Genomic DNA, 22,859 nt, shown 5'->3' on the forward strand with positions numbered 1-22,859 from the left:
CCCTTGATCGCTACGGCTCACATCCACGGCATCAATGATGCATGGATGACATCCGGTACGCCCTGCCCACCGACCGACTTGATCGCCAGATCGGCGTCCTTCAGGCCGAAGCGGTGCGTGGTGATCTTTTCGAGCGGGAAGCGGTTCGATGCGATCTGATCGAGCGCCAGCTCGCAGGCGAGATAGCTGTGACCGCGCGCACTCTTGATGGTGATCGCCTTCGTCGTCACCTTCTCGAGCGGGAAATTCGGGAACTCCTTCATCTCGCCCTGGACGAGGATGGTGCCTGCTTTTCGCTTCAGCGCCTCGACGCCGAGCAGGATCGGAATCGTGCCGGCGCCAGCCGTGCAGTCGAGAGAGATGTCGACACCCCTGCCGCCGGTAATCTCCATGATGCGTGCAAGCGGATCCTCCTGCTGCACGTCGATGACGTAGTCGGCGCCAAGTGTCTTCGCGACCTGGAGGCGGGCCGCGTCCTTGGAGGTTCCGGTGACAATGATCAGCGATGCGCCCGCCTGCTTGCAGACAACCGTTTGCGACAGGCCCTGCTGGCCCGGCCCCTGGATAAGGACTGTGGAGTTATAGCCGACGCCGGCATCGAAGAGCGACCATTCAACCCCATTCGCCATCGGCGTGACGAGGCCCGCGAGCTCCGGCGTTACGCCCTTCGGCACGCGGTGGACGACGGCGTTCCAGGGGAGATAGACATATTGCGCGAAACCGCCCCAAAGGTGCGGCGCGCGTTCGGCCGAGGTGTAGCCGTAACGAATGCCATCAGGATTGTTGCGCCAGTCGGTGTTCTCGCAATGGCGATATTGTCCCTGATGACACCATTGGCACTTACCGCACATGACATAGTGCTCGACGAAGACGAGGTCGCCTTCCTTGAAGCCCTTGCGACGCGTGAATTCGCGGCCCGCTTTGGCGATGTAACCGATGTTCTCGTGCCCCATGATCGTCGGCGCGTTCGTCGGCGGGCTCTTGAAGAGCTTGACGTCCGTGCCGCAGATGCCGGCGACCTCCATCTTGAGGAGGGCTGCATCCTCCGGAACGTCCGGCATCGGGAATTCGCGGATTTCCATCTTGCTCGGACCGGTGCGGACCGCCGCGAGGACCTGTTCTGGCATGTTCACTTTCCTTTCGAATGCTGCGTGGCCGTTCGCATGCGCGGCATGCGAATACGGTCAGGCCTGTTTTTCCGGTTTCGTTTTTGACAGGAGCGGCCACGCCGCCCTATGTAACGGGAGACCGCTTCCGGCTCAGGTGCCGGCGCGACTGGTTCAAAATCATGCTCAAGACCGCCGCTTCGAAACCCGAACATCTCGCCGCCGTCCGCCAGGTGAAGGCCTGGACGCGCGAGCGTTTCGCGCTTGCCGACGATGTCGCGATCATGGTGTCGGAAATCGCTTGCGGCCTGCCGGGTTGCCCGCCGCTCGAAACGGTTGTCGCCTTCTGGACGGCACCCGACCGGCGTCACCAGTTCAAGGTATTCAAACGCGCGGTCGAGGTTCGGGAGGACGATCTGCCGCCGTCCTGGATGAAGAACGCAATCATCTCGGACGACGACGCGTCCTGCTGCTGAAGCGGCCCAGCGGGGGGCCGGCGGGCAGCGGTGGATTATGGGTGAAACGCCTCCCATGGCGTGTCACGCTGCCCGCGCCGGCCGCCCGCGCTTTGCGAGCTGGGCATCGAGTCTCGGATAGACGCGGCGGGCGTTGCCTTCGAAAATCTTGTAGCGGCTTTCCTCGTCGAGCGTTTGAAGCTGATCGATGTAGCGCTTCGTGTCGTCGTAGTGGTGCCCCGTTTCCGGATCGATGCCCTTGACGGCTCCGAGCATCTCCGAGGCGAAGAGGATGTTGTCCGCCGGGATGACCTTGGCCATCAGTTCGATGCCCGGATAGTGATAGACGCAGGTGTCGAAGAAGACGTTGTTCAGCAGGTGCTCCGAGAGCAACGGCTTCTTCATCTCCTGAGCAAGCCCGCGATAGCGCCCCCAATGGAATGGCACCGCGCCGCCGCCGTGCGGGATGACGAATTTCAACGTCGGGAAGTCCCGGAAGAGATCGCCCTGAATCAATTGCATGAAGGCGGTGGTGTCGCCGTTGATGTAGTGAGCGCCGGTATGGTGAAAGCACGGATTGCACGAAGACGTCACGTGGATCATCGCCGGCACCTCGAGCTCGCAGAGCTTCTCATAGAGCGGGTACCACTGCCGGTCCGTGAGCGGCGGATCGGTCCAGTAGCCGCCTGATGGATCGGGATTGAGATTGACGCCGACGAAGCCCAATTCGTTGACGATGCGCTCAAGCTCGGGAATGCAGTTCTTCGGCGGTGTGCCGGGATGCTGCGGCAATTGTCCGACCGCGGCGAAATTGTCGGGCAGCAGGCTGCAGATTCGATAGATCAGGTCGTTCGACATCGCCGACCACTGCATGCTGATGGCTTCGGTTCCGACGTGATGAGCCATGCCGGCGGCTCGCGGCGAAAAGATCGTCAGATCGCTTCCGCGTTCCTTCTGGAATTTGAGCTGCGGTTCGACCGATTTCAGCAGCATCTCGTCGGTGATGCCGAGGTCCGACGACAGTGGCCGTCGCATCGGATCTGCGAGACCGGCGAGCTGCTTGTCTCGGAACTGGTGGAGCGCCTGTGGCTCCGTCGTGTAGTGTCCGTGAATGTCGATGATCATTGCGGCATCCTTGTGCTGCAGCGGGCGAGGGCGGCCTCGTCCGCTTCTTCGAGCCTCAAATTGAATGGAATAGTTCGTCCACGTCGTAGACGCGCGGTGTGATCTGCTGCTCGGCCGAATAGGCAAAGGCGAGCTGCAGCGATCGGCGGTTTTCTTCCAGCCCGTAAGGCGGAGGCGGTGCCGCTCCGTCGGCCTCCGCTACACGCCGCGACTCGTCGAACAACTCCATCAGCTCGCCGGCGAGCCACGGGTGCTCTTGCATAAGAGACGTCTTGACCGTCAGCACGTGGTTGATCGGAACGATGCCGGTCGCGGCAATCCAGTCTTTCGCGGCCCTCTCGGCATCGGGGATGACGCTGCGGATCCCCACCGGATCCACCTCGCGCTCACCCATGATCGCGGACAGCTCGCCTGTGAGCATCAGTGGCCGTAGGGCCATCTCCGATTGATTGCGCACCGCGATGGCCGGGTCGTCGTATTCGCTGAGATGCGCATCCTCCATGGTGACCCAGGTGATGCCGTTGAGGTCGACGCCGTACTCATGCTGAAGGACGCCCCGGACCCAGACGCCGGACGTCTGCGCATAGGCGCGCACGCCGACCTTCGTGTTTTCCAGGTCACGCGGTCCATCGATCTTCGCACCGACGGGACAGACGAGGTTGGTATGCGGCAACCGGCTCCAGAGCGGTACGGCGAGGCCGGTGATCGGCTTTCCATAGTGGTGCGCGAGCAGATGGGTGACGATCGCCATTTCCGAAAGATCGAGTTCTCCGCCGCGCACCATCGTACGGAACGCCTTTGGCAGCGGATCGAATTCCTGGAACTCGAGCGTTACACGGCTCGATCGGACCCTGCCGTCCTTCAGGGGCTTTACGTGATCGTGTTTCCCGACCGCGGTCCGTAAAACCAATGGTTCGGCCATCTGCGTGTACCCTCCCTTCAGGTGTTCCTTTATGCGGAACGATGTTCTGATTTAAGTATCATACCGTGAATCACCTTGCGGTCAATCGCGGCAGGACGATTTTTATCTTTCGTCAGGTTCCAAGGGTGACGTCGGGCAGCAATGGCGACGGCCGAGGTCCTCGGCCGCAGTCGGGTGCGCCCGCGAGACTTGAACACGCATGGAAATCGCGTGAGGTTTCAGGCCATTCCGGCGAGGCTCAGCAGAAAATAGCCGACACCGACCACGGCAAGGAGGGGATAGGCCCCGGTTTTCGTCGTCAACAGGACGGCACCCGCGCCGAGGGACGTTGCCAGTTCGAGCGGCGTGAAGCTGGCCGACTGCGCGACGGTGAAGACGCCGGCGAAAATCAGGCCGACGGCGACGGGGGCGAGGCCCTTTTCCGCCGCCATCGCCCAGGCAGAGCGGCGATGGCGTTGCCAATAGCTGCCCAAAATGCAGAGCAGGACGGACGAGGGAATGAATATCGCGAGCGTTGCGAGGATCGCTCCCCAAAGGCCGCTGACCTCCCATCCGATCAGCGCTACGATCAAGGTGCCCGGCCCGGGAGCCGCGCGCGAAATAGCGTAGAGATCGGTGAACTGCGGACCGCTCAGGAGTTGCAGAACATCGACAGTCTGATGCTGGAGGCTCGCCACGATCGTCTGGCCGCCGCCGAAGGAAACCAGCGACAGAGGGATACAGAGCAGAATCAGACCGAGCAGCTTGTCGTCAACCACGCGATTTCTCCCGTTCGATCCAGAATGTTGCGGCAACGCTGACGGGAATGGTGGCCGCAACGACGGCGACCAGGGACCAATGCAGGACGCCAACCATCAGGAAGACGGACAGCGCCATTAGGATGGGCAACGCATGCGCCTTGAGCCGGCGGGCGGTTTTGATTCCCATCGTCAATGAAGAGGCGATGCCAACGCAGGCAAGTCCCCGCAGCACTGCCTGTGCCTCCGGGTGGGACCTGAGTTGCTGGTAAGTGACGCTCATCACCAGGATCACCGCGAAGGCGGGCAACACCATGCCGAAGAGGGCGATGCAGGCGCCGGCTATCCCGCGCAGTCTAAGACCGATATATACGGCGAGGTTGACCGGATTGGCGCCCGGCATGATCTGGGCGACCGTCAGCGTCTTCAGGAATTCCTCGTCGCTCAACCAGGCGCGGCGTTCGACGATCTCACGATGGGTCCAGCCAGCCATGCCGCCTCCGAAGGAGGAGGCGCCGAGCCGCAGAAAGGAAGCGAGCAGGGCAAGAGAGGTCACGGTCTGCTCCTTCTCCATGCCGATGTCGCCGACAGGTTTGTCCATTGGTGCTCCGAAGCCGCAATCTCCCGCTCGGCAGTCGGCAAGAGCGGGGAGAGCAAATGATAGAGGTGCGATTGGCGCGACACGCTTGCCCTGCGCTTGCGTGAGACCGTCGGATGCTAGTGGCGCAAACTCCGGAAAGTCCATGCTATTTCGCCTTAGCGTCGCTTTAAGAAAAATTTATCGACGCTATCCGTCCACGTGACGCATGTCTGGCGAGAGGGCCAGTTGAGGCCGGTCTTGCCTGACCAAGTCACAACCATAAAGGTGGCGGAGATAGCAGTTCAATTAAGATTACTATGTTCTAAAGAACAGAAATAAAAGGAATATCAAGTGGATAAACGTGGGGTTGCAGGTCGCGGCAACAGCGTCCTCGATCATGGTGCCGATTTCTGTCCGCGCAAAAACTGTTGGACTAAGCATAATTTTTTGCTTTGGACAAAGGTCACAGCGATGGCACTAATGAAAACCACGCGACAGGCAGGGGCCAGCACCAATGCTGGTAATCGCCCTGTCTGCAGGAGGAGTTCGCAAGTGATTGCCCGATGGAGCCGCGATTTGATCGGCGGGAACTCCATTCCACGGGAGGATTGGAACCAGAAATGATCGAGACTATGTTCGGGGCGCTCTTCAATCTTGTGAGCACCCCCCACACCATGGGTCTCATGCTGATCGCAGTCGTCTTCGGACTGCTCGTTGGCGTGACGCCCGGCATCGGAGGCAAGCTCTCCATCGCCATGGCGATTCCGTTCGTCTATGGCATGGACATGGTGGCAGGCGCCGTTTTCCTGCTGACCATGCACGCCGTCAACGGCACCAGCGGCCAGATATCGAGCATCATGTTCGGCATCCCCGGCGATGGGGATGATGCGGCAACTACGCTTGACGGTTATCCACTCGCCAAGCAGGGCCAGGCGGCGCGTGCGCTCGGCGCCAGCATTACCGCCTCCGGTGTCGGCGGCATCATCGGCGCCGTCGTATTCGCCGTGATGATCCCTGTGCTGGAGCCGGTCATCCTGATGTTCAGCCCGGCCGAGTTCTTCCTGATTGCTCTTCTCGGCATCAGTTTCATCGCTTTTCTCGCGAGCGGGAGCAAGATCGTCAAAGGCCTGATTGTCGGCTTCTACGGCCTCATGCTTTCGACGATCGGCATGGATCCGATCACCGGCACGCCGCGCTATGCAGGGGACATGCTTTTCCTGTGGGACGGCGTTAGCTTGGTGACCGCGGTGCTTGCGATGTTCGCCGTGCCGGAAATGCTGGCACTTGCCACCAAGGGCGGTGCGATCTCGGCTGCACCGATGGACAAGGCCTTCTCGTACCGGCAGATGTTTTCCGGTGTCATGGAAGTTCCGCGCCACTGGTGGCTCGTGGTCCGCACCTCGGTTATCGGCTCGGTCATCGGCATGATCCCCGGTCTCGGCGGCTCGACCGCGGCATGGCTCTGCTACGGCCATGCGGTACAGAGCTCGAAGACGCCGGAGCGGTTCGGCAAGGGTGCGATCGAAGGCGTCATCGCACCGGAAACAGCCAGCAACGGCAAGGAAGGCGGCTCTCTGCTTCCGACGCTCTTCTTCGGCATCCCCGGCAGCTCCGGCATGGCCGTGCTGCTCGGCGCCTTCCTCATCCTCGGCATCCAGCCGGGCGCGATGATGGTTACGAAGCATCTCGATCTTGTCTGGACGCTGATCTGGGCACTGGTCGTGGGCAACCTCATTGCCGTCGCCATGCTGCTCGTCGTCTGTCGCTGGATCGCGGTTCTGACCTTCGTCAACGGCCGCATGCTGGCGCCCTTCATTCTCGTCTTCGTGACGATCGGCTGCTTCGTCAGCGATGTGCAGTGGCAGAATCTCGTGGTCCTCGTGCTCTTCAGCGCGATCGGCTACGGCTTCCAGCGGGCCGGCTGGCCGCGCTCGCCATTCGTCATCGGCCTCGTTCTCGGCGGCCAGGCGGAAGCCTCGCTGCACCAGGCGCTGCAGTTGTGGGGTTACTCCTTCTTCCTGCGCCCGATGTCCCTGGTCCTCATCGGCATGATCGTCGCGCTGATGATCTACGCCTTCTATCGCAACTTCCGGTCCGGCAATGGCCAGCCCAGCGTGGAGGTCAACACGTGAAGCACCTTTCCTTCAGCACATGGCTCACCATCGTCATGCTCGCCTTCTTCATCGTCATGGTGGGCCTCTCGATGGAGTTTCCAGCCAAGGCGCGCTTCATGCCGCTGATCGTCGGTCTGCCGGCCATTGCGCTCTGCCTCGTCCAGCTTGGCATCGACTTGATGCCGTCGTCGAAGAGCGCATTCCACAGTGCGCCGCGCGCCGGTGTGGCACATCAGGCCGGTCCGGAGCCGGAACTGCCGGAATTCGGGCCGCACACGGTCTCGCAGGAGATTCTGATGTGGACCTATTTCGTCGCCTTTGTCGCGGCAATCCTGGTCTTCGGTTTCTACGCGAGCGTACCAGTGCTGCTGGTAACGTTCCTCCGTCGGGAGGCCGAGGCGTCGTGGCGGTTCGCGTTGTCGCTGGCGGCAGTTGCCACACTGGTGCTCTACCTGATGTTCGGTGCGCTACTGCACATTCAGCTCCACCCCGGTTTCGTGACACCCTGGTTGGTGCAGGCAATCGGGATAGGGGCAGCCTGACCGAGGCCCATGAGGAGGCGGTTTGAGACGATGCGGGCGCCCTTCGGGGCGCGCGCCCAAACGAAACACCAAACGCATGGCAAGGATGGTTTCACGTTGGCAGCGCCACCGTGAGCGGGACTGGTTTGCCGCTCGCAGACGCTGTCGGGAAACGGGGGCCTCCGAAATCGGGCGGCTTATGCCCGGAACGTAACGGGAGGAAACAATGGGAATGCAAACACTTCGCATAGCGGCATCGGGCGCGGCCGTCCTGTCGGCTTTCTGGCCGGGGCTTGCCTCGGCCGAGGACGGGGTCGACTTCTTCAACGGCAAGACCGTCAACTATATCGTCGCGACGGCGCCGGGCGGCGTCTATGACACCAACGGCCGCCTCGTCGCGCAGTACATGCAGAAATATCTGCCGGGCTCGACCTTCGTCGTGCAGAACATGCCGGGCGCCGGCCATCTGCTGGGCACGAACTACATCTATGCCTCCGAACCGGACGGTCTTACCTTCGGCACCTTCAATACCGGTCTGCTCTACGGTCAGCTCAGCGGCGACCCGAACATCAAGTTCGATCTGACGAAAATGTCATGGATCGGGAAAGTCGCATCCGACCCACGGATTATTCTTGTCACCAAGGAATCGGGGATCGAAAGCTACGAACAGCTGAAAGCCCTGAAGGAGCCGGTCAAATTCGCGACTGCGGGGAAGGGAAGCGCCTCGATGATCGAGGCGACGATGTTCGTCAAGGCGCTCAAGCTGCCGATCCAGGTGGTTTCGGGCTACAACGGCAACGAGGATCAGCTCGCAATGATGCGGGGCGAGGTCCAGGGCGTGATCGGGTCTCGGTCGGAATTCCAGCAGTTCGTCGATGAGGGCAAAGGCCGCTTCATCGCGCAGGTCGGCGGCACGGAGACGGACGTGCCGCAACTTTCCTCGATGGTCGATGACGCGACGGCAAAGCAGGTTGTCGCCCTGATCGAATCACAAAGCGGGATTTCGCGCCTTTCCGCCGGCCCCGCCGGAATTCCGGAAGATCGCCTCAAGGCTCTCCGTGATGCCTATGCTGCTGCGACATCCGATCCGGAATTCATCGAGAAGGCGCGTGCACTCGGTCTTCCGGTCGATCCCGAGGTCGGCGACGAAGTCGGGACGCGAGTCGAGAAAGCTTTGGACCAGGCGCCGGAGGTCATCAACGTGCTGAAAGAGGCGCTGAGCGAAGGCTGATGCGGGCTACATCCCGATGACTTTGGGTCGAACCGACCCAAAGTCATGAACGTGATCGATTCTAATAAGTTAGACCGGGATGCGGGCGGAAAACCGCGCACACTTTTCCTCATCCCGCTCTGGCGAAATTTCAAGGTTCAACTGGGAGGAAAATCAATGAAATGGCAATCAATTCGCATGGCTGCTTGCGCCACTGCGGCTCTGCTCACGATCTCGTCGGGCTGCGCCTGGGCGCAGGAGGGCGCGGAATTCTTCAACGGCAAGACGATAAACTATATCGTCGCGACCGGACCGGGCGGCGGCTACGACACCAATGGCCGTCTCGTGGCGCAGTTCATGCAGAAATACCTGCCGGGCTCGACCTTCGTCGTCCAGAACATGCCCGGCGCAGGCCACCTCATCGGAGCGAACTATATTTATGCTTCCGAGCCGGACGGCCTGACATTCGGTACCTTCAACACCGGCCTCATCTATGGGCAGCTCGGCGGTGACCCCGGTATCAAGTTCGACCTGGCGGATATGTCCTGGATCGGAAAGGTCGCCTCCGACCCGCGCGTCATCGTCGTGAGCAAGGAATCCGGCATCGAGAGCTACGAGCAGCTCAAGGCTCTGAAGGAGCCGATCCGGTTTGCTTCCGCCGGTGTCGGCAGCGCCTCCACGATCGAGACCACGATGCTGGTCAACGCGCTCGACCTGCCGATCCAGATCGTTTCCGGCTACAACGGGAGCGACGACCAACTCGCCTTGCGCCGGGGCGAAGTGCAGGGGATCATCGCCTCGCGCTCCTCCTTCCAGCAGTTCGTGGATGAGGGCAATGGCCGCTTCATCGCCCAGATCGGCGGCTCGGAGACGGACGTGCCGCAGCTCTCGTCGCTGGTCGACGACGAAGAAGCCAAGAAGGTCGTTGCGCTGGTAGCCTCGCAGAGCAACATTTCGCGGCTTACGGCAGGTCCGGCCGGCATCCCGGAAGACCGGCTGAAGGCGCTGCGCGATGCCTACAAAGCAGCCACGTCCGATCCGGAATTCCTGGCGAAGGCACAGTCTCTCAGTCTGCCGGTGGATCCGAAGGTAGGTGAAGAAGTCGCGACAACGGTCAAGGCGGCCCTGGATCAGACGCCGGAAATCGTCGAGTTCCTGAAGCAGACCCTTCTGTCGCGTAACTGAGCCTTGCGGCGTTACGGGCGGCGGTCATGCCGCCGCCCGTTGGATTGGCCTGCCACCACCCACGCGGCCGTCATCGCCGGCACGACGGGCCGGCGCCAATTCCTTAAATCGGAGCCCATTTAAGGAGAAATACACAACTAATCAAAGCGTTACACATGTTTTTGCACGTCTGAAAAGACGCGCGGCGCCGTAGCGCGGCAAGCAGGTCCTGAGGTGGAAAATGAAAATCGGTGTCGTTGGAACGGGAGAAATGGGCCTCGCGATGGCCGGTCACATGCTGGAAAAGGGCTTCGAGGTTTCGGCCTTCGACGTCAGCGCCGAGCGACTGGCGACTGCCGAGGCACGCGGCATCGCATCGGAGCGAAGCCTCGATGAACTGGCTCGTTCGGCTGATGTCTTTGTTCTCGTCGTTGCAACCGATCAACAGGTTATCGATGTTTGCGAGGAGCTTGCAGTCAAGGCAGCCGACGATGCGCCCATCGTCGTCGCAGCGACGATCAGCCCGGAGACGATGCGTGACCTTGGTCCGCATCTGAAGGCAAAAGGCAAGCGTCTCGTCGATGCGCCGGTCGTCTACGGCGCCGCCGGAGCGCGGTCAGGCACGCTGCTTTCGCTCTGCGGCGGGACGGAGGAGGACGTCGAGCGCGTTCGCCCGGCGCTGATGAGCTACAGCCGCGATGTCGTGCATGTCGGACCGCTCGGGGCGGGGCAGATTGCGAAATCCTGCAACAACCTGCTGCACTGGATTCATTGCGTCGCCAATTTCGAAACCCTCCTGATCGCCAAGCGTTACGGCATCGACGCGCAGCGCATGCGCGAGATTCTGCTGGCCTGTCCCGGCACGAATGGCACGCTGGCGCGCTGGGATTCGACGCGTTTTACATGGCAGGAGAAGGACATGGACGTCACCCTCGAGCTTGCTCAGAAGGCCGGGCTGATGCTGCCGCTCGCCGGTCAGGTGGATCAGATTATCAAGACATTGAAGGCGGACGACGTGAAAGCCCTGCTCTACGGACCCGAGGCGACCTATCTTGGGCGGACCGTGAGACCGCTCGCGCCGTCGGAGGGCGGTCTCGCCTGATCGGTTGCGCCCTTTGGTATCTCCGGCGAGCGCAGTATCGGGAAAACGCCTTTTCCGAAAACACACTACCGACGCCAGTTCAAAAAACTCATAGTTCGCGCCGAATGCGGAACGACAAAGCCAAATGAAAGTGAACCAGATGGCCAGTACTGTTGATACAAAGCCGCTCAGTGGTGAACCAGTTGCGGTCCCCGACCCGGGCAATACCAAGTTCCTTGTCGATCCCTATAAGGATTGGTCGAAGGGCGAGGGCATCCCGATCCATTTCGATCTCGGGCACGATCTGCTTGCGCTCGAAACCGGACCATGGGATCGGTATGATGCGCGCGGCTGCTTCGCGCACACCCACGGCATGGGCGACTTCATGGCGAACTACGTCATCGAGGTCCTGCCGGGCCGCAAGACACGCCCGGTGAAACACCTCTACGAAGCGTTCTTCTATGTCCTGTCTGGCTATGGCTCGACGACCGTATGGCTTCCGAACGGCGAAGTCCGCACCTTCGAATGGGGGCCGAAGGCGCTCTTCGCCATCCCGTTGAACTGCCTCTACCAGTTCAACAACGGTTCGGGTGTCGACACCGTGCGCCTCTCCTGCACGAACAACGCGCCGCTGACCATCAACCTTTACCACAATCTCGATTTCGTCTTCGACAACGACTTCGCTTTCAAGGACCGCATCGGCCAGACCAAGCATTTCGAAGGCGAGGGCGCGCTTTATTCCTATGGCCTGGAATCGGCGCGCAAGGTGCAGAACATCTGGGAAACCAATTTCGTCCACGACCTGACGAGCTTCAAGCTCTATGAATTCGAGGGACGCGGCAAGGGTTCACTCAACGTCAATTTCGTGCTGGCGGACGGAACGATGCATTCCCACGTTTCGCAGATGCCGGTCGGCCGCTACAAGAAGGCGCATCGCCACGCCGCAGGAACGCACGTCCATGCCGTCGACGGCGAGGGATACTCGCTGATGTGGTACGAGGGAGACTCCGAATTCAAGGAGATCCCTTGGCGCCACGGCTTCATGTATACGCCACCGTTCTGGATGTATCACCAGCATTTCAACACCTGCGAGCAGCCGGCGCGCTATGTCGCCTGCAGCCTCGGCAGCCGGCGCTATCCGTTTATCTCGTTGCGCCGCAAGAGTGCGGAAGGGGGCGGAGCGACTTCGGTCAAGGACGGCGGACGGCAGATCGAATACGAGGATCAGGATCCGCGCGTGCATCGCAAGTTCCTCGAGGAACTGCAGAAGACCGGCGTTCCGTCGGCCATGGGCGACATCTTCGATGAAGCGGCTATCATGGCTCTGCCGAAGGAAAGCCTGACGGGCGTCATCCAGACGCCGATCCTGGCCGGTCCCGCGACGTAACGCACGGCGCGGATCAGGGCGGCCGGGTGGGCCCGGCATCACTGCATGATTTCTTGAATCGGGCCGATTAAGAACAAAATCATGCAGCAATTCAAAGTGCTACAGCGATCTTTTGCGCCGCTTGAAGAGGCGCGGCGCTGTGGCGAAGGAGGAGTTGCGGGTGCACGATCTCGATTTCGACCACGAGCATGACGATCTGTCCGACAGCGAACGTCAGCAGATCGCGGATTGGCTGTGGAAGCAGGAAACTGTCGATCTGTTGACGGTCGGCATCGATATCGGCAGTTCCACCTCTCACCTGCTGTTTGCAAACGTCGTCCTGCGGCGGGAGACGGACGATCTTTCCAGCCGGTTCGTCGTTGTCGATCGGCGGGTGCTCTGGCGCTCGCCCATCCTCCTGACGCCGTTTTTGCCTGATGGGACGATCGATGCGCATGAACTGTGGCACTTCTTCGAGCACTGCTATCATGACGCCGGCTACAAGCGCAGCCACATAGACACCGGCGCTGTCATTCTGACGGGCGAGGCGATCAAGCGAAAGAACGCGCGGGCGATTGACGAAATCTTCGCAAATGAATCGGGCCGTTTCGTCTGTGCGACCGCCGGCCACAAGCTCGAATGCATGCTCGCAGCCCATGGTTCGGGCGCGACGGCGCTCTCGAAGAAAAGGGATGCCTGCAGCCTGCATGTCGATATCGGTGGCGGCACGACTAAGCTAGCCCTGATTGACAAGGGAGAAATTGTCAGCGTCGCGGCGTTTGCGGTAGGAGGGCGGCTGCTCGCTCAGGACAACCAAGGTGCATGGTCCCGTGTCGATGATTCCGCTCGGATCGTTGCCGAGGAACTTGGGCTCGGCACCGACCCCGGTACGATCGCTGACGCCGGGAACCGTCGCGCCATTGCGAAGCGCCTCGCGGCAATCGCCGTAGATGAAATCCTCGGGGGGCCGCTTGATGCACTCGGCCATCGCCTCCTGCTGACCGAGCATCTCGAGCGGCCGGTTCAGCCCGCCTACATCACCTTTTCCGGTGGCGTCTCCGAGTACATTTTCGACTACGAGCCGAACGACCATGGCGATATAGCGCGGGATCTCGCCAACGAGATCATGGCGCAGCTCAAGCCGCGCATCGAAATACCGGTCGTCGATGCCGGGCAGCGCATCCGCGCGACCGTCATCGGTGCCTCGCAATTCACCGTCCAGGTAAGCGGCAAGACGCTCTACATGAACGGCGCCGACGCGTTGCCGAAGCACAACATCCCGGTGGTCCATCTCGGAAAGACACTTGCCGAAGACATCGATCCGGAGGAAATCGCCGCCGCATTTCGTGAGAGTGCCGACAGGCAGGATCACGATGTTAACGCGATGACGGCGCTTGCTTTCTCCTGGACAGGGTCGCCGGACTACCAGCGCCTGCTCGCCGTGGCCGAGGCGATCAAGATGGTTGCCGCGCCAGAGGGCGAGCGCAAGGAGTTGCTGGTGCTGATGATCGATGGCGACGTCGGCCAGACGATCGGCCGCATCCTCGACCGGGAGCTCGGTATCCAATCTCACCTGATCTCCATTGACGGCGTGCGGCTCAAGGATCTGGATTTCGTCGATCTCGGCGAGTTTCTCAACCCGCCGGGGGTCATTCCCGTTGTTATCAAGTCGCTGCTCTTTTCTTGAATTGTCCCCGGCGCAGAGTTGTGCCAAGACGCCGGAGATGATCAAGTCTTCCGACATGCCGAGATCGAGTTTTGACGGGCTCGATCTCAACGACATCGTGATCTTCACGCGCGTGGTGCAGCATGGCAGCTTCACGACCGCCGCAAAGATCTTTGGAAAGTCGCCGTCCTATATGAGCAAGCACGTCTCCCAGCTCGAGGAGGCGTTGAAGCTGACTCTGCTCAACCGCTCGACGCATGCCGTCTTTCTCACCGATGCGGGTAGCGTCTTCTTCGATCATTGCACGCGGATCCTCGCCGAGATCGACGCCGCGAAAGCGGATGCGAGCGGGCTCAGCAGCGAACTGATAGGCACCCTGCGGGTTCACAGCACCCCCGGCGTCGGTCAGGCGCTTGTCGCTCCGGCAATCGTCGATTTCAACGCGCGATATCCTTCGATCAAGGTCGAGCTCACCGTCAGCGCCTACTCGGTGAACCTGATGGAACGCGGCGTGGATGTCGTTATCGGCAGCCGCGATTTCGATGACGACGAGTCCTTTCACACCGGTCTCTTCGAACGCAAGCTCGGACCGGCGCCCTACGTCATTTGCGCCGCGCCATCCTATTTCGCCGAGCGGCCGAGACCGATGAAGCCCGCCGACCTTCGAGAGCACAACTGCCTCATCCACACGACGCAGAAGCCCGACCCGCGGACCTGGAGTGCGCGATTTGACGACGACGAGATTACGGTCCAGGTGGACGGCACGTTCCACTCGAATTTCGAGAGCGCGATCCTGCTTGCGGCCCTCCAGGGCGCTGGCATTGCGCGTCTTCCGCATTACAGCGTTGTCGACGAAATTCGTGCCGGGAGGCTGCTTTCCGTCTTTGATGGCGAGATCGTCTCGCACCGTGTGATCAAGGCGTTCTATCCGCGCAGCCGCTTCGTGCCGAAGAAGCTTCGGGCTTTCCTGGCGATACTGGAAGCCCGGCTCAAGGATGCAATGCGGCCTGGCGCCGAATGAAGCCGGGACTGAATCGGAGGGAATTGCCTTGGATAAGAAGAAGCCGACTGTCTTGATGATCATGGACGGATGGGGCTGGCGGGAAGAGATGGAGGGCAATGCCGTCCTGCTTGCGAAGACGCCGAACTTCGATCGCTTGCGGGCAACCTGTCCGCACGCGTTCCTGACGACGCATGGTCCCGCGGTCGGCTTGCCTGAGGGGCAGATGGGCAATTCCGAAGTGGGGCATCTGAATATCGGGGCGGGGCGTATTGTCATGCAGGAACTGCCTCGCATCGACGCCGCGATCGCCGACGGCACTTTGCGCGATCTGCTTGCTGAGAGCCGGCTGCCTGACACGCTCAAGCGGGCGGGGGGCGTGTGCCATATCCTCGGGCTCGTTTCTCCGGGGGGCGTGCATTCGCACATGGACCATGTCGCGGCGGTCGCCCGGGAGCTTGCGAGCCTTGGCGTGCGGCCGATCGTTCACGCGTTCACCGACGGCCGCGATACGCAACCGGGGCAGGCCGCCTTGTATCTTCGCCAACTCACTGAGAAGCTTCCGGATGGTGCTCTTGTCGCCACCGTCAGCGGCCGTTTCTTCGCGATGGACAGGGACAGCCGCTGGGATCGGGTCAGGCTCGCCTACGAGGCGATCGCCTTGGGCAATGGCGGCCGTTTCGCGACGGCAGAGGACGCAATCGACGCCGCGGCCACGCAGGGCAAGACGGACGAATTCATTCCGCCGAGCGTCATCGGCGACTATGCAGGTATTCGGGACGGCGACGCGATCCTCTGTGCAAACTTCCGGTCGGATCGTGTCCGCGAGATCCTGTCGGCCCTGATGCTTCCGGACTTTGATGGCTTCGAGCGTGGGCGGAGGCCGCAACTGTCGATCGCCATTGGAATGGTCTCCTATGGATCGGAGCTCGACCCATATATGCGTACCTTGTTTCCACCTCAGCGTCTCGATGACGGACTGAGCGAGACGGTCGCGAAGGCAGGGAGGACGCAAGTCCATCTCGCAGAAACCGAAAAATACCCGCATGTGACGTATTTTCTGAACGGCGGGCGCGAGGCCGCATACGAACACGAGGATCGCATCCTCGTACCTTCGCCTAAGGTGGCCACCTACGACCTGCAACCCGCCATGTCGGCTCCGGAATTGACGACGAAGGTCGCTGCGGCGATCGAGAGCGGGCACTACGACCTGGTGGTCGTCAACTTCGCCAATCCGGACATGGTTGGTCACACCGGCAAGCTGGAGGCGGCCATTGTTGCGGTGGAGACCGTTGATGCGGCGCTCGGCGAAATCGACGCTGCCGTCGCCCGCGCGGGCGGGTCGATGCTGGTGATCGCCGACCACGGCAACTGCGAGATGATGATCGATCCCGAGAACGGAGAGCCGCACACGGCTCACACCGTAAGTCCCGTGCCGGTCATGCTGTCGGGCTCATCGCGCGACATGCGCCTACGCGATGGTATTCTCGCCGATGTCGCGCCCACTATTCTTGCCCTCATGGGGATCCGGCAGCCGGAGGCGATGACGGGCCGTGTACTTTTCGCGGATCAATGATCTCGCCTGCGGAAAAGACGTGGCGGCGCGGCCGGCCAAGTGAACTTTGCGCCGGTGCATCGGCCAGTTTGCGTTGAGCGGATAATACCAGTATAGCTCCAGCTGGTGCCTGAAGGAAATCCACAGGCGGCAGAACTGGCATGGAGCGGCAATGGCAACCGATGTCTTCGTCGAACTGATAGGCAAGGAACTCGCCGATACGGCGCCCGGGCCGCCGTTGTACAAGCGATTGAAGGCGGCGATCGAGGCCGCGATCCGCTCCAATGCCTTGAAGGCCGGTGCAGTCCTGCCGGGTGAACGCGTCATTGCAGACGCATTTTCCCTGTCCCGCGTGACCGTGCGAAAAGCGCTCGCGCTGCTTGAGGAGGAGGGGCTCCTCAATCGCCGGCATGGCTTCCGCACGGAAGTCGGTTCGCGCGTCGAAAAATCTCTGTCGACGCTGACCAGTTTTTCCGAGGACATACGCGCACGCGGGCTGACGCCCGGATGCATATGGCTTTCCAGGCAGATAAGCCGCCCCTCGCCGGCCGAGATGATGGCATTGGGGGTCGCGGGCAACGCCAGTGTCGTCCGCATGAAACGGGTTCGAACCGCCGATTCTGTGCCGATCGCCGTCGAGATTTGCGCCGTTCCGGTTCGCTTCCTGCCGTCGCCGGATCTGGTCGGCGATTCCCTTTACGAGGCATTGGAGACGCGGGGTTTTCTGCCCCAACGCGCGATCCAGAGAATGCGCTCGCGAGCAGCCAGCGAAGAGGACGCGCAGCACCTCAATTGCGCCCCCGGCGCTCCGTTGTTGATGACCGAGCGGCGCTGCTTCCTCGCGGACGGACAGATCGTCGAATATTGCGAGACGCGCTACAAAGGCGACGTCTACGATTTCGTGTTCGAACTGCAGCGGTAATACCAGTCACAAACTGGTTGTAATCTGGTATTTTCCATTTATCGTGATGCCGAAACGGAGTGTCACGATTGCAGCGCGAAGACATAAGGAACGGCCTGATCGTCTCTTGCCAGCCGGTTCCGGCAGGCCCGATGGACAAAGCCGAATTCGTGACCGGGTTCGCAAAGGCGGCGCTCGACGCCGGCGCCCGTGCGTTGCGGATCGAGTCCGTCGCCTACGTCGGAGCCGTGCGCTCTGCGGTCGCCGCCCCCATCATCGGCATTGTCAAACGCGACCTTTCCGAAAGTCCGGTGAGGATCACGCCCTATGTCTCCGACGCCGAGGCACTCGCGGACGCCGGCGCGGACGTCGTTGCCTTCGATGCGACGGACCGGATGCGCCCCGCCGGGGTTGAGGATCTGGTCAGAGCGGTAAAGGCAAAGGGCAAGCTGGCGATGGCCGATTGCTCCTCGTTGAAAGATGCCGAGCGCGCCCTCGCCGCGGGTGTGGACTTCGTCGGCACGACCCTTTCCGGATATGTGGGTGGTCCCGAACCGGTCGCCCCCGACATAGATCTCATTGCGGCCATGCGGAAGCTCACACCCTATGTCATCGCCGAGGGGCGTATCCGCTCGCCGGAACAGGCAGCAGCCGCTGTAAAAGCCGGCGCCTATGCGGTGGTCGTGGGCTCGGCCATCACCCGCACGGAGCACGTAACTTCGTGGTTCCACGAGGCTTTGGCAAAAGCTTATGGCAAGGCGGAGGAGAGGGCGGCGGAAACCGTGCTTGCGATCGACATAGGCGGCACCAAGACGATGGCGGCGCTGGTGAAAGGCGGCGCGATTATCGACGAGATCGTCGTCCCGACGGCACGCGAAGCGGGGCCTGACTCATGGCTTGCGGCCATCGCCGACAAGACGGGCCACTGGCGCGACCGTTATGTCCGCGTCGGCTTTGCGGTAACAGGGCTCGTTCAGGATGGGCGCTGGTCGGCGCTTAATCCGGCGACGCTCGGCATTCCCGACGACTACCCTCTGGCTGAGAGGGCGACGCGCCTTTTCGGCAAACCGGCCATCGCCATGAACGACGCTCAGGCGGCGGCTTGGGGAGAATTTAAATTCGGAGCCGGCTCCGGCGGAAACCTTGTCTTTCTGACCATCTCGACCGGAATTGGCGGCGGGATCGTGATCGACGGACGGCCGCTATCGGGATTGGCAGGTCATTTCGGTCTCATTCGTGGCCCCTCGCAGGGGCGGTCACCGCTTGAGGACGAGACATCCGGCCGCTGGATCGCCGCAGAGGCCCTGAAGGCCGGCCATGAGGCGAACGCCGCCGAGGTATTCGAGAAAGCGAGACAGGGCGAGCCATGGGCACGAGCGATCGTTTCGCAATCGACGCTGCGCGCGGCGACCCTCTGCCGCGACATTCAGCTGATGCTTGATCCGGACCAGATCGTCATCGGCGGCGGCATCGGGCTTGCCGCCGGCTACATCGATGAGATGCGCGATCATCTGAAAGACATTGCGCCGCGTCTCGCTCCTCGTCTCCTGGCGGCCAAGCTCGGCAGCCGCGCGGGCATTATCGGCGTCGCCGATCTCGCGGGAGAGGGCGGGTAGCGACGCTTCGCATGCATTCGAACTGTGAAAAGATAAGAAAGGGAACAACGATGAAACTGAACAGGACGTCTTTTTCGGCTGTGGCCGTTCTTCTCGCAAGCGTTGCCCTGCCGGGCATGTCCCATGCAACGGTCACAGTTCTCGGTTGGCCGGGCGGTTCGGAGGAGACCGCGCTCCGCGCGACCGTCGAAGCCTATAATGCTCAGTCCGGCGTCACCGATGCCGACAAGGTCGAACTGCTCTTCTTCAACCGAGACGGCTTCTTCGACAAATTGCAGGCGGACATGGCGGCTGGCTCGGATGCCTTCGATGTCAATCTTGTCGCGACCTATTCGATTGGTCGTTACGCGCCCTACATGGAGCCCGTCGATCTGGGTACCGGTGCCGGCAAGGTGTTCGGCGAGTCCGTGCTGAAGACGATGCAGTTCGACGGCAAGCAGTATGGCGTGCCGACCGATCTGTCCCTGCACTTCATGTACTACCGCAAGGACTTGGTGGACGCGTTGATGCGGGACGATGCGGCCAGGAAGAAATATGCGGAGATCGCCAAGGAGCATCTCGGCAAGGACCTCCAGCCGAAGGATCCGGACAGCTGGACCTGGGACGATTGGGCGGCGACCACGCTCTATTTCAGCAAGCAGGTGAATTCCGAGAGCCCGGTCCGCTACGGTACAGTGCTGCAGATGAAGAACCTGCTTTTCAACATGATGGTCTTCCAGTCGCTGCCGCGTTCCTACGGTGCGGATTGGATGGACAAGGAGGGCAACGTCACTGTCGATTCCGACGCCTACAAGACCGGGCTGGAACTTTACAAGAAGCTCTATGATGCAGGCGCTTCACCGAAGGATTCGCTGAGCTACGAATATGCGGAGACGAACGCGGCCTATGGTTCCGGCCAGGCGGCGACCGCGCTGCAATGGAATGCCGCCGCCGCTGATTTGACCAATGCGGAAAAGACGCCGGCGGTTGCTGAGGTCACCGGGATTGTCGCACCGCCGGCAGGTCCGGATGGCCGCGCCGACCACATCCATGGATTGGGCCTCGGCCTTAACAAGAACGCCAAGAACAAGGAAGGTGCCGTCAGATTCCTGAAATGGCTGGCCACCGAAGATGCTGCTCTGCTCTACGCCCGCAGTGGTGGTTCGCCGGCGCTTGCCCCGGACGTGGTTGCCAAGGTTTCAAAGGAGCGGCCGGACCTCGTCAAGCTCGGCGAATTCGCCAGCAAATACGGCTACGTCATGAACGGCGCAACCTCGGCAAAGGCGCTTTCGGTCTACGAACTGCAGGCGAAGGAATTCACCGGCTATTGGGCCGGCCAGCAAAGTCTCGAAGATGCACTGGCGCACACCAAGGCCGGTATGCAGGATCTGTTGAAGAAGTAATTCCCAGTCGGGCGCCGGGCGACAGCTTGGCGTCCGGCGCACTCGATGGATGGAAATGGCTATCGTAAAACGCGCCGAAGGCAGGGCGTATCTCACGCCGCTCGTGGGCTTCCTGCTGCTTTTCCTGGGGTTTCCGGCGGCGGTCAATCTTGTCTATTCGATCTCGACCGTTTCCTTTGAAACATTGCGTAGCCCCACTCTCAGCGGGTTCGGCAACTATGCGGCGGTCCTCGCCGATCGCGAGTTCTGGGGCGCTGTCTCGTTCTCGATGCGCTTCGGCATTCTGACGGCTCTCGCGGAATGCCTGATCGGGCTTTTCCTGGCCGTCTTCCTCACGCCGCTTCTGGCGAAGCGCTCTTATCTGATGGCACCCCTGATGCTGCCGCTGATGGTCGCGCCGGCAATGATTGGCCTCATGTATCGGCTTGTTTTGCACGAGTTCGCTGGCCCGGTGCCTTATTATCTGTTCGAATGGCTCGGTGATAGCCCGGCATTCCTCGACGTCGACAACGCGTTCCGTACGCTGCTTGTCGTCGAAATCCTGCAGTGGACGCCGTTCGCCTTCCTGCTCTTTTACATGGCCTACGCCGCGATACCGCTCGAGGTTCGCGAAGCCGCCTCGCTTGATGGTGCGTCGGCTCTGAAGGCGCTCTGGTGGATCGAGCTGCCTTTGATGATGCCGACGCTGATGATTGCCTTCTTCATCCGTTTCATCGACGGCTTTCGTGTCTTCGACAACGTCTATGCGCTCACCGGCAGCGGGGCCGGCGGATCGACGACCTCGCTCTCGATCTACATCTACCAGGCCTTCTTCAAAGGCGGGGCGATCGGCAAGGCCGTCGCGGCATCCGTCGTCCTTTTTCTGGCGTCGCTTGCGGTGCTTTATGGCCTCAACTGGATAACGGGTCGCAGGAGGCGCTGACCGATGCTTAATCTGCTGCGCTGGCTCGTTTTTTCGATCGCCGTGCTCGCGATGAACTTCCCTGTCATCGTGACAGTGATCACGTCATTCAAGAGCGCGCGCGAACTGTCGTTCAACCCCGGGTTCTGGATCGGCGAACCGACACTTGAAAACTACACGCGAGTGCTGGGCGAGACCGATCGGTTCAACATCTACGGCTATCTCTTCAACAGTACGGTTGCCTCGCTGATCGGTACGGGGCTGGCGATTGCGCTCGCCTTTCCGGCTGCTTACGCCATCGCTCGGAGCGAGACGGGAAAGCGCACGCTGCTGCCGCTCATCATCAATCTGCGTGCCGTACCGCTCATCATTTTCGCGATCCCGCTTTACATGATGTACCAGTGGTTGGGGCTGCTCGATACGCAGCTCGGCCTCGGTCTGATCCTGACGATCGTCAACACGCCGCTGGCGCTCGTCATCCTCGTCAACGCGATTTCCGACGTGCCGGCGGAGCTGGACGAGGCAGCGAAGATGGACGGCGCCAGTTCCTGGCAGGTCATGCTCATGATCATCCGCCCGATCGTGCGACCGGCCCTGGTCACGACCTTCATCTTCGGGTTCATAACGGCCTGGAACGAATTCCTCTTCGGCCTGATGCTGACGACGAACCGAGCGGTTCCGATGACGGTCGGAGCATCGTTCTTCTTCGCCGCGAGCGGGGGCGGCGTGCAATGGGGCACTGCCTCGGCCGTGATGGTGCTCGGCGCATTGCCCCCCGCCTTGCTGGGCCTGTTGATGTACCGGCAGATCTCGGCGTCTTTGACTGCCGGTGCCGTGAAGGGCTAGGCACGCGCTTGCGCGCGCCCACTCGACTGCTCAACCCGGATCGGCGCCGATTGCCTTCAGGGCTGTGCGGGCTACTTCGAAATCCTGCTCGCTCGTGCCGGAGCCGACGCCGATGGCGCCGGCAAGTTTGCCCCCGAAGCGAATGGGCAGACCGCCCGGAAGATGCGTCACCCCGCCCTGCGATGCGATTCCGGCGGCAACGCCGAACTCGACCGGCATCGCGCCAGTCGGCCCGTTGATCGAGGCCGCGGTGCGGGCCTTGGAGCGGGCAGTATGCATGCTCAGATATTTCGCGCCGTCCATGCGGATGCTGGCGATCGTCTCGCCGCTGGCGTCGACGACGAAGACGCATTGCGGAACGCCGATGCTTTCCGCGTGACGCACTGCCGCCGCAAGGGCATTCATTGCGCCTTCGTGGGCAAGGCTGATCGTCTCTTTGTAATTTGTCATCGTTCTCTCCCTGTTTTCGTCACGACACTACAACGGGGCGGGAAAGAGAATGCTCGTGTTCGGCGAAGCACTTTCGCTGTCGGGGAATAAGTCGGAGTGCCATGTTGCGCGGGGCGAGCAGAGACTGGGCTTGTTGTGGGCGAGTAGGAAGGTTGAAGTCA

At 61.4% G+C, this 22,859-nt stretch carries 21 protein-coding genes; 15 read left to right on the plus strand and 6 right to left on the minus strand.

Annotation, left to right across the window (positions count from 1 at the left end; translation table 11 throughout):
* Nucleotides 1–17: 17 nt before the first annotated feature.
* On the minus strand, nt 18–1,127 hold the full coding sequence (locus ILFOPFJJ_RS26055) for a zinc-dependent alcohol dehydrogenase (protein ID WP_173513459.1): 1,110 nt from the start codon (nt 1,125–1,127) through the stop codon (nt 18–20).
* Nucleotides 1,128–1,288: 161 nt separating this feature from the next.
* Between ILFOPFJJ_RS26055 and ILFOPFJJ_RS26060 the strand changes: the two genes are divergently transcribed.
* Complete coding sequence (locus ILFOPFJJ_RS26060; protein WP_173513460.1) at nt 1,289–1,582, plus strand: hypothetical protein; 294 nt, start codon at nt 1,289–1,291, stop codon at nt 1,580–1,582.
* Nucleotides 1,583–1,645: 63 nt separating this feature from the next.
* On the opposite strand, the gene ILFOPFJJ_RS26065 is transcribed toward ILFOPFJJ_RS26060, so the two are convergent.
* The 4 genes from ILFOPFJJ_RS26065 to ILFOPFJJ_RS26080 form a co-directional block, all read right to left on the minus strand.
* The gene (locus tag ILFOPFJJ_RS26065) at nt 1,646–2,686 is read right to left on the minus strand and encodes an amidohydrolase family protein (RefSeq protein ID WP_173513461.1); all 1,041 of its coding nucleotides are present in this window, start codon (nt 2,684–2,686) and stop codon (nt 1,646–1,648) included.
* Nucleotides 2,687–2,741: 55 nt separating this feature from the next.
* Entirely contained in the window at nt 2,742–3,608 is an 867-nt protein-coding gene (locus ILFOPFJJ_RS26070) for a substrate-binding domain-containing protein (RefSeq protein ID WP_173513462.1), read from the minus strand.
* Between the two features lie 218 nt (nt 3,609–3,826).
* Entirely contained in the window at nt 3,827–4,366 is a 540-nt protein-coding gene (locus ILFOPFJJ_RS26075; RefSeq protein ID WP_173513463.1) for a chromate transporter, read from the minus strand.
* Complete coding sequence (locus ILFOPFJJ_RS26080) at nt 4,359–4,946, minus strand: chromate transporter (protein ID WP_173513464.1); 588 nt, start codon at nt 4,944–4,946, stop codon at nt 4,359–4,361. Before ILFOPFJJ_RS26080 ends, ILFOPFJJ_RS26075 begins: the two co-directional genes overlap by 8 nt.
* Before the next feature lie 599 nt (nt 4,947–5,545).
* Here ILFOPFJJ_RS26080 and ILFOPFJJ_RS26085 point away from each other — a divergent pair.
* The 14 genes from ILFOPFJJ_RS26085 to ILFOPFJJ_RS26150 all read left to right on the plus strand — a co-directional run bounded on the left by ILFOPFJJ_RS26085 (nt 5,546) and on the right by ILFOPFJJ_RS26150 (nt 22,248).
* Nucleotides 5,546–7,057, plus strand: a complete 1,512-nt coding sequence (locus ILFOPFJJ_RS26085; protein WP_173513465.1) for a tripartite tricarboxylate transporter permease — start codon at nt 5,546–5,548, stop codon at nt 7,055–7,057.
* Entirely contained in the window at nt 7,054–7,581 is a 528-nt protein-coding gene (locus tag ILFOPFJJ_RS26090; RefSeq protein ID WP_173513466.1) for a tripartite tricarboxylate transporter TctB family protein, read from the plus strand. The genes ILFOPFJJ_RS26085 and ILFOPFJJ_RS26090 overlap by 4 nt, the downstream gene beginning before the upstream one ends.
* Nucleotides 7,582–7,786: 205 nt before the next feature.
* On the plus strand, nt 7,787–8,791 hold the full coding sequence (locus ILFOPFJJ_RS26095) for a Bug family tripartite tricarboxylate transporter substrate binding protein (protein WP_173513467.1): 1,005 nt from the start codon (nt 7,787–7,789) through the stop codon (nt 8,789–8,791).
* A 156-nt stretch (nt 8,792–8,947) separates the two neighbouring features.
* Entirely contained in the window at nt 8,948–9,955 is a 1,008-nt protein-coding gene (locus ILFOPFJJ_RS26100) for a Bug family tripartite tricarboxylate transporter substrate binding protein (protein WP_173513468.1), read from the plus strand.
* 220 nt (nt 9,956–10,175) lie between these two features.
* Complete coding sequence (locus tag ILFOPFJJ_RS26105) at nt 10,176–11,036, plus strand: NAD(P)-dependent oxidoreductase (RefSeq protein WP_173513469.1); 861 nt, start codon at nt 10,176–10,178, stop codon at nt 11,034–11,036.
* Nucleotides 11,037–11,175: 139 nt separating this feature from the next.
* Nucleotides 11,176–12,402: a cupin domain-containing protein gene (locus ILFOPFJJ_RS26110; protein ID WP_210267571.1), complete on the plus strand. Its 1,227-nt coding sequence runs from the start codon at nt 11,176–11,178 to the stop codon at nt 12,400–12,402.
* Nucleotides 12,403–12,562: 160 nt separating this feature from the next.
* Nucleotides 12,563–14,068: an ethanolamine ammonia-lyase reactivating factor EutA gene (locus ILFOPFJJ_RS26115; protein ID WP_210267572.1), complete on the plus strand. Its 1,506-nt coding sequence runs from the start codon at nt 12,563–12,565 to the stop codon at nt 14,066–14,068.
* A gap of 37 nt (nt 14,069–14,105) precedes the next feature.
* Nucleotides 14,106–15,068: a LysR family transcriptional regulator gene (locus ILFOPFJJ_RS26120; protein ID WP_173513470.1), complete on the plus strand. Its 963-nt coding sequence runs from the start codon at nt 14,106–14,108 to the stop codon at nt 15,066–15,068.
* A gap of 28 nt (nt 15,069–15,096) precedes the next feature.
* On the plus strand, nt 15,097–16,623 hold the full coding sequence (gene gpmI / locus ILFOPFJJ_RS26125; RefSeq protein ID WP_210267573.1) for a 2,3-bisphosphoglycerate-independent phosphoglycerate mutase: 1,527 nt from the start codon (nt 15,097–15,099) through the stop codon (nt 16,621–16,623).
* Between the two features lie 151 nt (nt 16,624–16,774).
* A complete protein-coding gene (locus ILFOPFJJ_RS26130) occupies nt 16,775–17,524 on the plus strand; it encodes a GntR family transcriptional regulator (RefSeq protein ID WP_173513472.1) in 750 nt (249 codons plus the stop codon).
* Between the two features lie 68 nt (nt 17,525–17,592).
* Nucleotides 17,593–19,119, plus strand: a complete 1,527-nt coding sequence (locus ILFOPFJJ_RS26135) for a putative N-acetylmannosamine-6-phosphate 2-epimerase (RefSeq protein WP_173513473.1) — start codon at nt 17,593–17,595, stop codon at nt 19,117–19,119.
* 50 nt (nt 19,120–19,169) lie between these two features.
* Nucleotides 19,170–20,501: an extracellular solute-binding protein gene (locus ILFOPFJJ_RS26140; protein WP_173513474.1), complete on the plus strand. Its 1,332-nt coding sequence runs from the start codon at nt 19,170–19,172 to the stop codon at nt 20,499–20,501.
* Nucleotides 20,502–20,556: 55 nt separating this feature from the next.
* Nucleotides 20,557–21,423: a carbohydrate ABC transporter permease gene (locus ILFOPFJJ_RS26145; protein ID WP_173513475.1), complete on the plus strand. Its 867-nt coding sequence runs from the start codon at nt 20,557–20,559 to the stop codon at nt 21,421–21,423.
* 3 nt (nt 21,424–21,426) lie between these two features.
* Nucleotides 21,427–22,248: a carbohydrate ABC transporter permease gene (locus ILFOPFJJ_RS26150; protein ID WP_173513476.1), complete on the plus strand. Its 822-nt coding sequence runs from the start codon at nt 21,427–21,429 to the stop codon at nt 22,246–22,248.
* A 30-nt stretch (nt 22,249–22,278) separates the two neighbouring features.
* On the opposite strand, the gene ILFOPFJJ_RS26155 is transcribed toward ILFOPFJJ_RS26150, so the two are convergent.
* Nucleotides 22,279–22,698, minus strand: a complete 420-nt coding sequence (locus ILFOPFJJ_RS26155; RefSeq protein WP_173513477.1) for a GlcG/HbpS family heme-binding protein — start codon at nt 22,696–22,698, stop codon at nt 22,279–22,281.
* Nucleotides 22,699–22,859: the final 161 nt, after the last annotated feature.

It is taken from the genome of Sinorhizobium psoraleae (assembly GCF_013283645.1).
GTDB lineage: Bacteria > Pseudomonadota > Alphaproteobacteria > Rhizobiales > Rhizobiaceae > Sinorhizobium > Sinorhizobium psoraleae.

Excerpts from the sequence above, each read along its gene's own strand:
- ILFOPFJJ_RS26145 (WP_173513475.1), top strand. The coding sequence starts at position 20,557 with ATGGCTATCGTAAAACGCGCCGAAGGCAGGGCGTATCTCACGCCGCTC.
- ILFOPFJJ_RS26100 (WP_173513468.1), top strand. The coding sequence starts at position 8,948 with ATGAAATGGCAATCAATTCGCATGGCTGCTTGCGCCACTGCGGCTCTG.
- ILFOPFJJ_RS26085 (WP_173513465.1), top strand. The coding sequence starts at position 5,546 with ATGATCGAGACTATGTTCGGGGCGCTCTTCAATCTTGTGAGCACCCCC.
- ILFOPFJJ_RS26065 (WP_173513461.1), bottom strand. The coding sequence starts at position 2,686 with ATGATCATCGACATTCACGGACACTACACGACGGAGCCACAGGCGCTC.
- ILFOPFJJ_RS26070 (WP_173513462.1), bottom strand. The coding sequence starts at position 3,608 with ATGGCCGAACCATTGGTTTTACGGACCGCGGTCGGGAAACACGATCAC.
- ILFOPFJJ_RS26130 (WP_173513472.1), top strand. The coding sequence starts at position 16,775 with ATGGCAACCGATGTCTTCGTCGAACTGATAGGCAAGGAACTCGCCGAT.
- ILFOPFJJ_RS26060 (WP_173513460.1), top strand. The coding sequence starts at position 1,289 with ATGCTCAAGACCGCCGCTTCGAAACCCGAACATCTCGCCGCCGTCCGC.
- ILFOPFJJ_RS26150 (WP_173513476.1), top strand. The coding sequence starts at position 21,427 with ATGCTTAATCTGCTGCGCTGGCTCGTTTTTTCGATCGCCGTGCTCGCG.
- ILFOPFJJ_RS26055 (WP_173513459.1), bottom strand. The coding sequence starts at position 1,127 with ATGCCAGAACAGGTCCTCGCGGCGGTCCGCACCGGTCCGAGCAAGATG.
- ILFOPFJJ_RS26140 (WP_173513474.1), top strand. The coding sequence starts at position 19,170 with ATGAAACTGAACAGGACGTCTTTTTCGGCTGTGGCCGTTCTTCTCGCA.
- ILFOPFJJ_RS26155 (WP_173513477.1), bottom strand. The coding sequence starts at position 22,698 with ATGACAAATTACAAAGAGACGATCAGCCTTGCCCACGAAGGCGCAATG.
- ILFOPFJJ_RS26120 (WP_173513470.1), top strand. The coding sequence starts at position 14,106 with ATGATCAAGTCTTCCGACATGCCGAGATCGAGTTTTGACGGGCTCGAT.
- ILFOPFJJ_RS26080 (WP_173513464.1), bottom strand. The coding sequence starts at position 4,946 with ATGGACAAACCTGTCGGCGACATCGGCATGGAGAAGGAGCAGACCGTG.
- ILFOPFJJ_RS26110 (WP_210267571.1), top strand. The coding sequence starts at position 11,176 with ATGGCCAGTACTGTTGATACAAAGCCGCTCAGTGGTGAACCAGTTGCG.
- ILFOPFJJ_RS26105 (WP_173513469.1), top strand. The coding sequence starts at position 10,176 with ATGAAAATCGGTGTCGTTGGAACGGGAGAAATGGGCCTCGCGATGGCC.
- ILFOPFJJ_RS26095 (WP_173513467.1), top strand. The coding sequence starts at position 7,787 with ATGGGAATGCAAACACTTCGCATAGCGGCATCGGGCGCGGCCGTCCTG.